The organism is Labilibaculum sp., from assembly GCF_041595635.1.
Classification (GTDB): domain Bacteria; phylum Bacteroidota; class Bacteroidia; order Bacteroidales; family Marinifilaceae; genus Labilibaculum.
On sequence record NZ_JBFHJW010000006.1, the window covers coordinates 1 to 14,195 of the forward strand.

At 34.8% G+C, this 14,195-nt stretch carries 13 protein-coding genes and 1 pseudogene; 5 read left to right on the forward strand and 9 right to left on the reverse strand.

Translation table 11 applies throughout. The features are described 5' to 3' along the window. Positions 1 to 218, reverse strand: a pseudogene (locus ABYT26_RS03000) (MATE family efflux transporter); the annotation flags it as partial. 408 nt (positions 219 to 626) lie between these two features. Here ABYT26_RS03000 and ABYT26_RS03005 point away from each other — a divergent pair. From ABYT26_RS03005 to ABYT26_RS03020, 4 genes are read left to right on the forward strand one after another with little or no spacing between them, the layout of a single operon-like run. After that, a complete protein-coding gene (locus tag ABYT26_RS03005) occupies positions 627 to 1,460 on the forward strand; it encodes a mechanosensitive ion channel family protein (protein WP_372751412.1) in 834 nt (277 codons plus the stop codon). Between the two features lie 49 nt (positions 1,461 to 1,509). Beyond that, entirely contained in the window at positions 1,510 to 1,959 is a 450-nt protein-coding gene (locus ABYT26_RS03010; RefSeq protein ID WP_372751413.1) for an ATP-dependent zinc protease, read from the forward strand. 24 nt (positions 1,960 to 1,983) lie between these two features. Further along, positions 1,984 to 2,856 carry a 30S ribosomal protein S6--L-glutamate ligase gene (gene rimK / locus ABYT26_RS03015; RefSeq protein WP_372751414.1) on the forward strand — a complete coding sequence of 291 codons (873 nt, stop codon included), beginning with the start codon at positions 1,984 to 1,986 and terminating at the stop codon, positions 2,854 to 2,856. After that, positions 2,849 to 3,799 carry a succinylglutamate desuccinylase/aspartoacylase family protein gene (locus tag ABYT26_RS03020; protein WP_372751415.1) on the forward strand — a complete coding sequence of 317 codons (951 nt, stop codon included), beginning with the start codon at positions 2,849 to 2,851 and terminating at the stop codon, positions 3,797 to 3,799. Before rimK ends, ABYT26_RS03020 begins: the two co-directional genes overlap by 8 nt. A gap of 170 nt (positions 3,800 to 3,969) precedes the next feature. On the opposite strand, the gene ABYT26_RS03025 is transcribed toward ABYT26_RS03020, so the two are convergent. Both ABYT26_RS03025 and ABYT26_RS03030 read right to left on the reverse strand, forming a co-directional pair. Continuing rightward, entirely contained in the window at positions 3,970 to 4,644 is a 675-nt protein-coding gene (locus ABYT26_RS03025; RefSeq protein WP_372751416.1) for a DNA alkylation repair protein, read from the reverse strand. Further along, entirely contained in the window at positions 4,638 to 5,345 is a 708-nt protein-coding gene (locus tag ABYT26_RS03030) for a DNA alkylation repair protein (RefSeq protein ID WP_372751417.1), read from the reverse strand. Before ABYT26_RS03030 ends, ABYT26_RS03025 begins: the two co-directional genes overlap by 7 nt. 354 nt (positions 5,346 to 5,699) lie before the next feature. Here ABYT26_RS03030 and ABYT26_RS03035 point away from each other — a divergent pair, with 354 nt between their 5' ends. After that, entirely contained in the window at positions 5,700 to 8,282 is a 2,583-nt protein-coding gene (locus tag ABYT26_RS03035; protein WP_372751418.1) for an Ig-like domain-containing protein, read from the forward strand. A gap of 87 nt (positions 8,283 to 8,369) precedes the next feature. Here the strand turns inward: ABYT26_RS03035 and ABYT26_RS03040 are convergent, their stop codons facing one another. From ABYT26_RS03040 to ABYT26_RS03065, 6 genes are all read right to left on the reverse strand, one after another. Next, the gene (locus tag ABYT26_RS03040) at positions 8,370 to 10,769 is read right to left on the reverse strand and encodes a TonB-dependent receptor domain-containing protein (RefSeq protein WP_372751419.1); all 2,400 of its coding nucleotides are present in this window, start codon (positions 10,767 to 10,769) and stop codon (positions 8,370 to 8,372) included. A 63-nt stretch (positions 10,770 to 10,832) separates the two neighbouring features. Further along, positions 10,833 to 10,955, reverse strand: coding sequence for a hypothetical protein (locus ABYT26_RS03045; RefSeq protein ID WP_372751420.1), 123 nt, complete (start codon positions 10,953 to 10,955; stop codon positions 10,833 to 10,835). A 165-nt stretch (positions 10,956 to 11,120) separates the two neighbouring features. Next, a complete protein-coding gene (locus tag ABYT26_RS03050; protein WP_372751421.1) occupies positions 11,121 to 11,873 on the reverse strand; it encodes a LytR/AlgR family response regulator transcription factor in 753 nt (250 codons plus the stop codon). 3 nt (positions 11,874 to 11,876) lie between these two features. Next, positions 11,877 to 12,929, reverse strand: coding sequence for a sensor histidine kinase (locus ABYT26_RS03055; protein ID WP_372751422.1), 1,053 nt, complete (start codon positions 12,927 to 12,929; stop codon positions 11,877 to 11,879). 5 nt (positions 12,930 to 12,934) lie between these two features. After that, positions 12,935 to 13,648, reverse strand: a complete 714-nt coding sequence (locus tag ABYT26_RS03060; protein WP_372751423.1) for a LiaI-LiaF-like domain-containing protein — start codon at positions 13,646 to 13,648, stop codon at positions 12,935 to 12,937. A 24-nt stretch (positions 13,649 to 13,672) separates the two neighbouring features. Then, positions 13,673 to 14,017, reverse strand: a complete 345-nt coding sequence (locus ABYT26_RS03065) for a hypothetical protein (RefSeq protein WP_372751424.1) — start codon at positions 14,015 to 14,017, stop codon at positions 13,673 to 13,675. Positions 14,018 to 14,195: the final 178 nt, after the last annotated feature.

A 14,195-nucleotide genomic window follows, 5' to 3' on the forward strand; every position in this document is an offset into this window, starting at 1 on the left:
AACATTCCAAAAGCCATCATGATAAGCATGATGGGAAAAATAGCACTCAAACCAGACAAGGCAATTGCTCCTACTCCCTGACCAATAAAAATTCGATCTACCACATTGTAGAGAGAATTGATCACTACCCCTGTAAAAGCAGGTAGAAAATATTTCCACAACAAACTTTTTACGCTTGCACTCTCCAGATCCTGTACATTTTTTTTATTCCTATCCATATGCGATTCTCGTGAGACAAATGTACCAATTAAGATGCGTTCCGACCACCTGACCTACAAAAAAATCAGAAAAATAGGTCAACCTGCCCTATTCTTCGATAAACCATACTTAATTAAGGGAAAATAGAGTCTCTAACTTCTTTCTAAGAAAAAATAAGCTTAGAAAAATTAATAAAATCGCAGAATAGCTACATTTTATGAACAATTTATCATGGAATATCCAAAATATATATCTTTAACAAGATTGTATCGTATTCCCTTTTATAAAATTCTTCATCTTTCGAATTATTTATTAGTTTTAATAATTACGATATATATGCAATTTATATGGAAATAAATACTTCTTTTGCGACATCGTATTTCGACATAAATTAAGTCTCCCAACGAGCATCCTAAATAAAAACTAAAATGATAGAAGCCATTACCAAAATACTTGAATTTGAACTGTTAAGCATTGCAAATTATAAAATTAGAGTCTTTACACTACTAAGTATTTTTATCATTTATATTTTAACCCGAATCGCCCTATACCTAATAAAAAAAGCACTCTTTCGTAAAAATTCAATTTCGAATCTTGATGATGGAAATAGCTATGCCTTATTTCAGATCATTAAATACGTGATTTGGGTAATGGCCATCGGTTTAATTCTGGAAACCATAAACGTAAAAGTAACTGTACTGATTGCAGGTTCAGCCGCCTTATTAGTTGGTGTTGGTCTGGGCTTACAACAAACATTCAACGATATTGTATCGGGGATTATTCTCCTATCGGAACGATCGATTAGAATTAATGATGTTCTGGAAATTGATGGAGATGTTGTAAAAATTGAAAGTATCGGATTGAGAACCTCCAAAGGTTTGAATCGAGATGACATATCGATTATCATTCCCAATTCATTAATCACTACTAATAAGGTTATTAACTGGAGTCATCAATCGGAAAAAACACGTTTTAGAATTGACATTGGTGTTGCATACGGAAGTAATGTTGAAGAGGTCATTAAAGCCCTGGAAGAAAGCGCTTTTGAACATCCTGGTATTGACGAAAGACAATCAGTCGAAGCCCGACTTATCAATTTTGGAAACTCATCTCTAGACTTTCAGCTTTTGTTTTTCAGTAAAAATATCTTTCGAATAGGAAAGGTAAAAAGTGATATTCGTCGCATTATTAACCAAAAATTTGAAGAAAGAAAAATTGTAATTCCCTTTCCTCAAATGGATGTTCATGTGAAAAAAGAATAAATTGACTACAGACATAAAAAACTAGCAGAGTGCATAAAACAAAAATCACATGAAAATAATCATAGGAAGAATTGATAAAGCTGATTTCCCGGAACTACTATTGAACGACATTGCTCTAAAAGTGGATACCGGAGCTTATACCTCTTCCATCCATTGCCATGAAATAACAGAATGTTCAATAAATGGCATCAACCACATTAAGTTTAAATTATTAGATCCTTCTCATCTAAATTACAATGAAAAAGAATTTGTGGTAAAAAATTATAATCGCAAAAGAATTAAGAACTCATTTGGGAAATCGGAATACCGATATATAATTAAAACCCTCATTCATATCTTTAATAATACCTATGAAATTGAATTATCGCTCAGCGAAAGAAGCGAAATGAAGTATCCAATTTTAATTGGCCGAAAATTGCTGAACGGTAAATTTATTGTAGACACAACAAAAAGCAATATTTCCTTCAAACAAAAAAGTAAAAATTCCCAATCAAAATAAATTGTAAAAAATTATATCACATATATGAAAATTGTAATACTATCAAGAAATCCTAAACTTTACTCAACCAAAAGATTAGTAGAAGCAGCAGAAACCAGAGGACACGAAGTTTTGGTTATTGATCATTTAAAGTGCATTATTGAAATTGAAAAGAAAAAACCTAAAATTTTTTACAACGGTGAATATCTAGAAAATGTAGACGCTGTAATTCCACGGATTGGTGCTTCCGTTACCTTTTATGGTTCATCAGTTATTCGTCAATTCGAAATGATGAAGGTTTTTACAGCTGTAGGATCAGAAGCTCTAATTAAATCCAGAGATAAACTAAGAAGTCTTCAGGTATTATCCCGCGCTGGTGTTGGATTGCCCAGAACCGTTTTCACCAATTATACAAAAGATGTAAATCATGTAATTAAATCAGTAGGTGGAACACCATTGGTATTAAAATTACTGGAAGGAACACAAGGACTTGGTGTGGTGTTAGCCGAAACAAAAAATGCAGCTACCTCGGTTATCGAGGCATTTAATGGATTAAAAGCTCGTGTAATTGCTCAGGAATTCATCAGTGAATCAAAAGGAGCTGATATTCGTGTTTTTGTAGTTGATGGTACGGTGGTTGGCGCTATGAAACGTCAAGGAGTAAAAGGAGAATTTCGTTCCAATCTTCACCGAGGAGGAAGTGCTACAGTTATCGAATTAAGCGATGAAGAAGAGAACACGGCCATTAAAGCTGCCCGAGCAATGGGCTTAGGTGTGGCAGGAGTAGACATGCTTCAATCGGATAGCGGTCCACTAATTTTGGAAGTAAATTCTTCACCCGGTTTGGAAGGCATAGAAGAAGCCACACAAACAGATATTGCCAAACAAATCATCAGATATATCGAACAACATGTCTAATCACAAATTGATCATTCTTGGGAATGAAATAAAGAAAGGAGAACGCGCATTTTTAGAGTTAGAGGTTGCAAAATTGCATACCCGAAACACCATAAAAGTGCCCGTTATTGTAGAGAGGGGCAAAAAAGACGGCCCTACTCTACTGCTCATGGGAGGAGTTCATGGTGATGAAGTGAATGGCATTGCCATTGTTCGCAACATCATTCGCAAGAAATACAACAAACCATTTAGGGGAACCATAATTTGCATTCCGGTTTTTAACGTGTTTGGCTTTTTGAACTTACGAAGAGAGTTCCCTGACGGTAGAGATCTAAACCGCATGTTTCCGGGATTTTCCAACGGTTCTCTGGCAAGTCAGTTCGCACATCGTTTCACCCAGGAAATTGCTCCCATAGTGGATTATGTGATTGATTTCCACTCTGGAGGTGCTGATCGTTCCAATTACCCTCAAATTAGGTGTGTAACAAGCGAAAAGAAGTCTCTTGAATTGGCCAAAATTTTTAATGCCCCCTATATTTTAAATTCTGAATACATCAGTAAATCGGTTCGCGATACCATTCGAAAATTAGGAAAAACCATTCTTTTGTTCGAGGGAGGAAAATCAAACGATCTTAACCAGGATGTGATTGATTCGGGAGTAACAGGAGCCTTAAACGTTATGAAACATTTGGGATTTCATGAAGGAGAACCTGAAATAAACGCCCCTTCTATAGTCGTACCAGAATCGAAGTGGCTCAGAGCACCTTCATCGGGAATGTTCCAGCTTCGCGTTGAAAATGGAAGTAGGGTTACAAAAAAACAAATACTAGGTGAAATCACAGATCCGTATGGATCATACGAAAAAAAGGTAGTCGCTCCTTTCGATTGTTATGTGTTTTGCGTGAACACAGCACCTATCGTTAACAAAGGCGATGCGTTATTTCATGTAAGTATCGATTCCTAAAACACAACAAGAAAAACTACCTATTCTTTCTCCAATACTGAAAAATAGGTAGTCAACATCCTCAAAACAAAAGAATTTCATTTACTGATTTTCACTTTAAAACATCCACATAAAAACCCTTTGCCTAGTTCTATCTAAGGTAGATTATTAATTACCTTCCCAAAAAGAAGTTATAAGTACTTACTACCTTCCCTCACACTTAATGGAGATAAGGAGTGGGTTGCAATAAAATTTCTTACCCAAGCAGCATTAAATTTTGAATACTGTCGCAAAGCCCAACCTATGGCTTTATTAACAAAAAATTCCTTACTCAGGTGATTGGCAAGAATGGCTTTTTCAAGAAATTTACTATCAGTCTGATTTTTATACTTTAACTGAAAGGTAATACTTACCCTTTTTAACCAGATATTTGAGCTCAACATCCAATGTTCCAATACCTCTTTCTTCAATACTGGATTTTTCCGACACAAAACACCTACCAGAGGAGACAATGCATCAACAGAATCCCACCATGATTTACATAAAATAAGCCTTTCAAGATGAATTATATCTTGTTTTTTTAGTTTTTCCTGCATCTTCTGTAAATATTCCAGAGCTAAATGATGAAATTCACGTTCTTCTAATTCAAACAAATAAAATACCATTTCCCAATCGATATATTTGCTTTGACATGCATCCCTCAAGAATGATTTATCCAGAAGTACTCGTACTGGTTTTCGAAGCCCTAGAAATGGAAACTTATTCTTTAAATAGGCTTCCATTCGGATAGCTTGCTCACGATTGGCATTTTTCCGAAATGCATCCAAAAGCATTTCAAGATTTGTTTCTACTGTACTCTTCAACATCTTGCAGTTTTTCGTTTTTTACCCACTCTACCTTTATCGATTATTTTCTGTAAATATTCGGGTGCGAAGGGTACATTACAAGCGGTCTCACCCATATCAACATGAACTTTCCCAATATGTTTTGCCACACACATAGATTCTTCAGTTAGGGATACAATTGAAGCCCCTAAAGAAATCACATACCCATTCATCGTATATTTGACTCTATTGGGAGCCAATTGAATTTTACTCTTAACCCTAGAAAGTAATTCTTTTAGCTTACCCATATCAAAATACTCATCTTCTTTAATTGCTACTAAAGATGAAAGTGTAGACCAGCCCGTAGAAGCAATATTTTCCTGTTTTGAATCAATCCATTTCAAAGCCAATTCAAAACCAAAATTACTTTCTGCAGCAATCCAAGCAACTGTGTACTCACTAATCATATACCAATAGGCTTTTTGTGCCCAATTCTGTAAATCGTCTTTTGTCATTCGTTCTGCATCTGCAATTAATCCAGCCAAATACATGGCATCAGAATTTCCTGTCTCAAATAGATCTAGGGAAAGCTGGTAATCCTGCTTAACTTTCTTTGCAATCTTCTTTAAATCCTGAACCTTTATTCCATAAAAAGGTTCACAAGCTCCATGTATCATCAATATCCTTTTAGTATCTGGATTACCATACAATTCTAATTCTCTAATCACCTCATCTTTAGTCATATTAAAAGTGTTTTATAATAACACTGATACTAATTCATCCAAAATACCCACAAATAATCACTAATTTAATTTCCTCGAGTCATTTGTCAAGCTTAAGAAATACATTCTACTCCACTTCATTCCCAAGCTACAATAGGTTAAAAAATAAGAAAGATCAAATTCAATGTCAATAGGCAGAGAACTTAAATTTAATCAATACACACTTATTTTGATTAATCGATCATCTCGAATTGGTTCGAGTTCGTTTCACCCTCGCACTTAATATAGCTTTATGTAAATAACAAGTAGGTTTCACACACATCTAAATCCGGTTTTATTCTTATCTTTGATTTTAAAATTCGTAAAAAATAATCTATGGTAAAAATCTACACTCTTTGTAAACTATCCATTTTCATTCTTTTATTCAAGGTCTTATCTCTGCCTTTCTCAGCAATAGCACAGGATACCGATGCCAACAAACTTCAAGTTCCATTTTCGGTAGACACTAAAAATCTGACGGTTTGGAATGGTGAAGATTATGTTCCTTTTTTCATTAAAGGAATCAATTTAGGCGTTTCTATTCCTGGCACTTTTCCTGGCGAATTAGCTGCAACAAAAGAACAGTACCAAAACTGGATTGCCGACATTCAAGATGTTGGTTTCAATTGCATTCGAACCTACACACTTCATTATCCACGTTTTTATGAAGCCTTAAAAGAGTTTAACGATGCAAATCCTGCCAATCCGATATATATAATACAAGGAGTTTGGCTAGAAGAAGAAGTGGATGATTACACCAACGACTTGCACGAATTAAATACAGTTTTCAATGAAGAAATAGAAGATGTTATTGATTGTGTTCATGGCAACAACAGCATAGACCATCGCTACGGGAAAGCATACGGTAGCTTTACTTCAGATGTGTCACCATGGATCATGGCCTACATTATTGCCCGGGAAATTCATCCTGCCGAAATTGAGGAAACCAATGAGAAAAATAGCGACGAAACGTCTTATTCGGGCGAAATTTTTAAACTAAGCACTGGAACTCCTTCGGAAGTTTGGGCTACTTCGAAATTAAATTATCTGGTAAGTTATGAACGCACAAATTACGACACAGAACGCCCGGTCAGTATCACTAGTTGGCCTACTTTGGATCCCTTGACCCATCCCACCGAAACCGGAACTGATGAAGATACGCAAAGTCTTGATCTTGCCGATTTAGATTTTTCAAATGCTCCTGCTGGTTATTTTGCCAGCTATCACGCCTATCCATACTACCCCGATTTTGTTAGTGAAGATCCTACCTACCAACAATATTTTGATGCATTGGGATCCAATAGTTATTTGGGATACATTACTGACCTAAAAAATCATTACCCAAACTTCCCCGTACTGATTGCCGAAACAGGAACACCTTCAAGTTGGGGAATAGCTCATTATGCTTCCAGCGGAATGCACCATGGTGGAAATTCAGAAGTGGCACAAGGCTTAAATTTTCTGCGATTGCTCGATAATATTGAAGAAGCCAACTGTGCAGGAGGAATTGGTTTTTCCTGGATTGATGAGTGGTTTAAACAAACTTGGATTACCAATCCCTTTGATTTTAATGCAGAAGCACGAATTTTATGGCATAACATTACAGCCGCCGAGCAAAATTACGGATTAATCGCCTTTCGTCCCGAAGAAACAACTTACACAGAATTGGAAAATTTTGGCGACGATCAGCCAATTACTAAAGTTCAGGCTGCAGCCGATTTCGACTATTTTAAACTGCGTCTCTCTCTAGAAAGTGAACTTTCAAATATCGATACCATTTGGATGGCAATTGACACTTACGACGCCACATTGGGAGAATCGATTTTACCTAGCGGAGATACTATTACAAACAGAGCAGAATTTGCACTAAGAATCACCAATTACTCAGCAGAACTATTTGTGACAGAAGCCTACGATTTATTTGGAATCTGGCATGGTGTTTCTTCAGACGAACAACTATACCATTCAACAGCTACCGACGGAGCTCCCTGGAATCTGGTTCGATGGAAAAATAACGATGAAAACTACGAAATTCAGTACGTTGGTAATTTAAAAACAAGGCGTTCAGAACTACCTTCATCAAGTCTGGATGCAGTGGTAATATCAAATGATTCAATTGATATTTTACTGCCTTGGTCTTTACTGCAAGTTACTGATCCTGCCAATACTAAAGTAATGAATGATGATCGATCGACCACAGACACAACAGAAGAGGCCATTTCAGATGGAATTACCATCAGCATTCTTCACAATAACGTTCTGATGGAAGGAAGTAATCGCTTTCTTTGGGGCTGGGGATTTCCTGAGAATTATGTGGAAGTTAAAAAACAATCCTATTACATTACCCAAGATGGATTGACCGAATTCAACAACGCTCCCATTGCTTACACAGATTACTATGAAGTAAACGAAGACGAAAGTTTAGTAGTGGAAGTCGATGAAGGTCTGCTGGCCAATGACTTTGATTTTGATGGCAACTCGATGTATGCCGAATTATCTAGTTTTACCGAAAATGGATTTGTTTTTTTAGAGGAAGATGGTTCTTTTGAATACATCCCCGATACAGGTTACAGTGGAGAGGATTCTTTCACCTATCGAGCTTTTGACGATGGAGGATACTCCATAAAAACTACGGTCAGCATTGATATTGCAACCATTACAGGTATTGATGATTTTGAAGAGGAAAACTTGACTGTTAGTATTTATCCAAATCCGGCTCGCTCGTATTTAAATATCGAATTACCCAGTGATGATGAGAGCTTAATTCGAATTTTCAACTTAAAAGGATCTATTATTTACGAAAAACAAATTAGTAGCTCCAAACATGTTATCGATGTTCATTACCTTTCTAAAGGAGTTTACCTATTAACCATTCAAACAAGCAAAGATTTAGTACGTAGGAAAATTATTATTGATTAAGCTAAAACTTTTAAATACAAAAATAGGCTGCCGAAAAGAAAGATACAATATCTTGTTTTCGGCAGCCTTTTTGTTTTGAGAGTTTTATTAAATATCTTTTTCGGAGTGATGAGATTCACTATCTTTTTTGTGGTTCTTAAGTACATTGTACTTTTTCCCAAAATAGTAGCGGAAAGTTAAATTAGCTACTTGATTTTCGAATTTAAACTCCGTACGCTGAGAGAATCGATCTCCCGAAGTATTCACATTGTATTTACTCGTATTAAGAGCATCAAAAACCCATAAAGACAAGCTCGCCTTTCCTTTCATAATTCGTTTACCAAATGCTAAATCCATTTGAAATGATTGATCGTATTCACCTTGTGCCACTGGCATATCAGTATCATATCGAAAGATAGACTGAAATGTAAACCATTTAGGTATTCGCATAGTAGAAATTAATTTGGCAAAAAAACCAAAATCATCATTTCCCGAATAATCCAAATCCTCGGAAGAGGTATATTTCTGATAAATACCTGAAACATATGAATTAATACTCCACCATTTATTAAATTTAGTGGCAATATTAAAATCAATTCCCGTGTAATGCTTTCCACCTAAATTTTCATAGGTAACAATGGTTTCATCTTCACTGGTAACCGAACGGTACTGACTGATAATGTTATCAGTAAACAGGTAATATAAATTTGTTGTAAAGGTTATCTTATCGCGTTTAAAAACAAAAGTCAACTCAGGAATATGAGTATAGTAGGCCTCTAAATCCTGCAAACCTATTCTTTGATTTTCGACATCTTGTAAATTCTGAAAAGGATTCAACATTCTAGAGTCGGGACGATAAATCATTTTAGAATAACTCAAGTTAACTTGATTATTCGCAGATAAATTATAGGATAAATGAACACTAGGGAAAAAATCCAAATAATCCTCATTAAAATCCTGATTGGTATTGATATCTGAATACTCAGAACGTAAACCCAACTGGTAACTCAACTTACCTTTACTCCCTCTATATTGAATATACAAAGCTTGAATATTCTCTTTGTAATTAAAAGCCGTAGATAAATCAATCCCTTCGTCATAATTAATTTTATTGCTCCGGAACATGTAACCTGTTTCGATAGAGGCATTTCCTACTGGTTGCGTATAATCCATCTGAATAAACGCCTCTTTTCGATCTGAATTGTATAGATCATCACTCTCTATTCCATCTTGCTCATACTTACCCGAATTAATAGCATCGTTATTGGTATAAGCTGCATCAAAAGATAATTCTTGTCCTTCTTTAGCAAACTTTCGAATATAGGAAGCATTGTAATTCCATGAAGTCATATCAATATCAACTTCACTATTTCGTGTACTTTCGCTATCCGTAGGAATCTCTTGACTAATGCCTTCCAAGGCATACCGATAGTCATAGTCATAAATACCATTTGAATTTTGCTTTATGTTTCGATGAGTAAATGAGAAACTTAAAGTATTCTGTTCATTAATCAAATAATCCATACCGAATTGACCAATATGACTACGATTACCAAAATCAACATCTGCACTAGTTGTTAAATATTGAGTATAATCGTCCATCTCAACCGAGCGAGACAAGGAATAATCCCGACCAGACCAATCGTCTTTATAGCTATAGGATCCAGTAAAATTTAACTTCCCGGTTCGTAAATTTAGAGCCGTTTGACCAGAGTGCTTGTTGATTGTACCTATAGTCGCAGAAGCATTTCCATTGAATCCTTTTGCACGCTCTTTTTTCATGATAATATTGATAATTCCTGCAGAACCAGAAGCATCGTATTTAGAAGATGGGCTAGTAATTAATTCAACTCGATCGACTTCGGCTGCAGGCATATTACTCAAAACATCAGATGGGCTCATTCCAAGCAAGCCACTCATTTTGCCGTCGATTAGTACTTTTACATTGGAACTACCTCTAAATTGAATATCGCCATCAGCATTTACATTTAATTTAGGGATGGTAGCCAAAACATCGTTAATGGTTCCACCATCGGAAACTGGTGATTTTGATACATTGTAAACCGTTCTATCTAATTCTAATTTGGCAAAATCACGGTTACCTATCACTTCTACTTGAGAAATTTCTTTACTATCAACAGATAAAACAATAGGATTGGATAAAATTTTATTTTCATCTTCATTCAGAATAAAATAATCACTCGTATGTGTATTAAAACCAAGAAAATCTACCTTATAAAAATAAGTTGAAGCTTTAAGATTATCGATAGTAAACTCTCCCTTTCGATTGGTCAAAGTCCCTTTAAGCATAGAAGAATCTGGCAAGGAATACAAAGACACCGTTGCGTACTCTAGTGTCTTGTGATTCTCATTATCAACAACAATTCCTTTTAAAGACGAATTGGAAAGAATTTTTGTATTGTTTTGGGCTAAAGATGCAAATGAAGAGCCCAATAATAAGAGAAAAACATAGAGGACACTCTCTCTTTTATTGAATTTTAAATTCATTAATATAAAAGAATTAGTTAGTATAAAAAATAAGGGTGTTACAAAAGTAGATAATTTATGTTATCAAGCAAGAAAACCAATAAAAATATTCCAAGCATCTTTACAATCATAAACAATTAATTTATCAACATATTCCATCTGTTCACGATAAAAACCAATTACAATTACGGAAGTAAAAACAAACATGAAAACAATTTTTTTTGAAAAAAATAATAGTTAACAAAATAATAAACTCACCCTTCCATAGCAATTTTCTAACTCCCCCTAAAAGCAAAACACAAATAGATTTATTCCAAAAAAAAACATCATCTTACATAAAATGATGTTTACAGTTCCTCTGTAAATACTAATTTATATCTCCAACTGCTGCCTCAAAAGTTTAAAGCCAGCTCTACTTACTTTCAGGCTTTCGCCGCTCTTTAAAATCACTATCCAATGATCTTTTTCATAAGGTTCTAGCTGTGAAATCTCATCAATTTTTACTAGATAAGTTCTATGAATTCTACAAAACTTATCAGGAGCCAGATGTTTTTCAAAGTATTTCATGGTTTTTTGCTTCAAAAAATGTCCTTCCTCAGTATAAATCATCACGTAATCATCCTGAGCTTCAAAATACTTAATTTTATCTACGGCAATTATATCAATTTTATTTCTCGATTTCACCACCACCCGAGTCAACATCTCATCTGAGGAATCATTATGTTTCTTAATTTTTTCGATTTCCAAGTTGCTATTCCCCGAATTTACTATACGCTCTTTTGCCTTTCGCAGTGCATCTTGAAATCGTTCGTTCGAAAATGGTTTTAATAAGTAATCAATTGCATTGTGCTCGAATGCTTTTATAGCATATTCGTTATAAGCTGTTGTAAATACTATATTACAAGGCTTATCGAGTAAATCCAACATCTCAAAACCTGTTAATTTAGGCATTTGAATATCCAAAAACACCAAATCAGGCTGCAATTTATTTATGGCTTTTATCCCCTGAAAACCGTCAGAAAATTCTCCCATAATTTCAATTTCTGTATCTATTTGTAAATAGTTTCTCACAAGATCTCTCGCCAAACTTTCATCATCAATAATTATTGCCTTGATTGTATTCATTGTTTATAGGTTTTGTGGAAATTCCAGATTTACGGTAAAATAATTTTCACTCCTTACTATTTTCATTAAATCGGTGCGTGCATATATTAATCGTAAGCGCTCCTGAATGTTATGTAAGCCAATTCCATTGCCTTTTGGCGGAATAGATTCCGAATCAAAATTGTTGCCAATACTTATTTTTAGAAATCCATTTTCGAAACTACACTTTGTTTTTACGCTTACCGGCTCCAAACTTTCATGAACACCATATTTAATTGCATTTTCGTACAGAGGCTGCAAAATTAAATTTGGAATCTTAAGTGGCTCGCAAACCTCCGACAAGTCAAAATCCATTTGCAAACGATCTCCAAAACGCACCTTTTCTATTTCCATATACAAGCGAACGTTACTCAACTCATTAGTCAAGCTATTTAATTCCTTAACATCTTGTGCCAGCGAATAACGCAAAAAAGTAGATAGCTTCACCAACATTTCACGCGACAATTCAGGTTTTGATATCGTTAGAGAACTCACTGAATTTAGGCTATTAAATAAGAAATGAGGATTTATTTGAGATTTTAAGGCACTTAATTCTGCCTCCTTAACCAAGTCCTTTAACTCCGTTTCACGCACTAACTTGTCTTTAAAATTTCGATAGTAAATAATTAAATAATAAACCATCACGATGTAATCGTAAGTAAAAAAGGCCAAAAAAATCTGCCAATGCAATGGAATAATCAAATCTACACCATCAATCTCCTCTTGTCCCCACAAAAAATTGTGTAAATGATAAGAAACCGATAACCAAATGGCCGTAACAATCACCAAAGATCCAATATGGTTCAATATAAAACCAAAAACACCACTATTTTCAAAACTTGTGTAAACCACCACAAACCAAATACAAGGTGCTAAGATTAACAAAGGCAAACAGAAACTCATGGAATTAGTAAAAGCCTGATAGGCCGTTCTTTCTTCGAAATACCAGGCGATAGTAAATAGCATGGTTACAAAGAATAACCAACCTGCTAAAAAAACTAGAAATCCGTATTTATTCTTACTAATAGGATGCTGCATTGAATCTATTTATAGGATTTAATTTCGCAACCACCCAAAGCAACAATTCCTTTAATAATTAGTTCCTTTTTGGGCTCTACAATATAATTTTTGGTCACCATTCTCTTATCAGATACGCCACCCAAAATAGCAGACACTTCTACTTGCACATCCCAATCAGAAGGAACAACCAGAACGCAACCTCCAAACATGGTAAATACATCTATCACATTAATACCTTCCGCGAGTTCAGCATTGGTAAGGTTTAATTCAGTCCCTCCAAAAACACAAGTAATTTTTCCGCCTTTAAAATTTTTGTTGTTGATTACCTTCTCTCCTCCGCCAAAAATATTTAGCTCATCAATGTAATCGGTACTCTCACCAGATCCAGCTTTACTGTTAAGATCACCCATATTTCGTTTACGAATAACCACAACACCTATAACAATAAGAATAATGGGCCAAAATAATCCTCGCCAATTAAAGCTCCAATTGAATATCATAGGGAGTAAAAACAAACCTCCAACAGCCATTAGTGCAATTCCTGTTGTTTTATCTTCTTTCCCAAAAAAGAAAAGTGTACCTAAACCCAAAAGTAAAGCTGGCCATGAAAAAATGATATGCCTAAATTCGTAGGGAATAAAATCAAGATTTTTAAGAACTAGTAAGCACCCAAAAAGTATTAGAAAAATACCGAATATAGCACGATTATTGGTATTGGATTGACGATCTGATCTCATAATTTTATATTTTACAGTATGAATTTATTTATTTTTTGAACAATAAGGTGAATCGGGAGCAAATATGAATGCTATGCCACCAACAATTAGAAGTATTGGGAAAAACCAGATATCCCAATTCTCTGGTAAAAAATAGAATTCGTCCATTAGAAAATACAATCCTCCAGCAATAGCCATTATTCCACCAAAAATTCGACGACGAACAACAACCTGCAATACACCAACCAGAATAAGTATTGCCTCCCACCTATATAAATAGTGCACTATAAAATCAGACTGGAAATTTAGTCTTTCTAAGGCAATTACGACTCCTACGATAATTAATCCAAGTCCTACAAACAAATTCCTATTTTTCTTACTTTTATCCATGCTATTACAATTTACAGTTAAATTCCTCTTTTATTTCTATGACTAAAGTAAAACTCTAAGCCGAAAATTACTTGTTCTAATCGGTTAAATGTGTTCTGAAGTCGGTAAATGGTAACAAAAAAAGATCACCCTAAAGTGATCTGTAAACAATTAAAAATAGAATACTAGTTCTACTAAG

Coding starts and splice junctions, on each gene's coding strand:
- ABYT26_RS03025 (WP_372751416.1), bottom strand. CDS start 4,644: ATGTTGAAGAGTACAGTAGAAACAAATCTTGAAATGCTTTTGGATGCA.
- ABYT26_RS03020 (WP_372751415.1), top strand. CDS start 2,849: ATGTCTAATCACAAATTGATCATTCTTGGGAATGAAATAAAGAAAGGA.
- ABYT26_RS03065 (WP_372751424.1), bottom strand. CDS start 14,017: ATGGATAAAAGTAAGAAAAATAGGAATTTGTTTGTAGGACTTGGATTA.
- ABYT26_RS03055 (WP_372751422.1), bottom strand. CDS start 12,929: ATGCAGCATCCTATTAGTAAGAATAAATACGGATTTCTAGTTTTTTTA.
- rimK (WP_372751414.1), top strand. CDS start 1,984: ATGAAAATTGTAATACTATCAAGAAATCCTAAACTTTACTCAACCAAA.
- ABYT26_RS03040 (WP_372751419.1), bottom strand. CDS start 10,769: ATGAATTTAAAATTCAATAAAAGAGAGAGTGTCCTCTATGTTTTTCTC.
- ABYT26_RS03010 (WP_372751413.1), top strand. CDS start 1,510: ATGAAAATAATCATAGGAAGAATTGATAAAGCTGATTTCCCGGAACTA.
- ABYT26_RS03060 (WP_372751423.1), bottom strand. CDS start 13,648: ATGAGATCAGATCGTCAATCCAATACCAATAATCGTGCTATATTCGGT.
- ABYT26_RS03005 (WP_372751412.1), top strand. CDS start 627: ATGATAGAAGCCATTACCAAAATACTTGAATTTGAACTGTTAAGCATT.
- ABYT26_RS03045 (WP_372751420.1), bottom strand. CDS start 10,955: ATGTTTGTTTTTACTTCCGTAATTGTAATTGGTTTTTATCGTGAACAG.
- ABYT26_RS03035 (WP_372751418.1), top strand. CDS start 5,700: ATGGTAAAAATCTACACTCTTTGTAAACTATCCATTTTCATTCTTTTA.
- ABYT26_RS03030 (WP_372751417.1), bottom strand. CDS start 5,345: ATGACTAAAGATGAGGTGATTAGAGAATTAGAATTGTATGGTAATCCA.
- ABYT26_RS03050 (WP_372751421.1), bottom strand. CDS start 11,873: ATGAATACAATCAAGGCAATAATTATTGATGATGAAAGTTTGGCGAGA.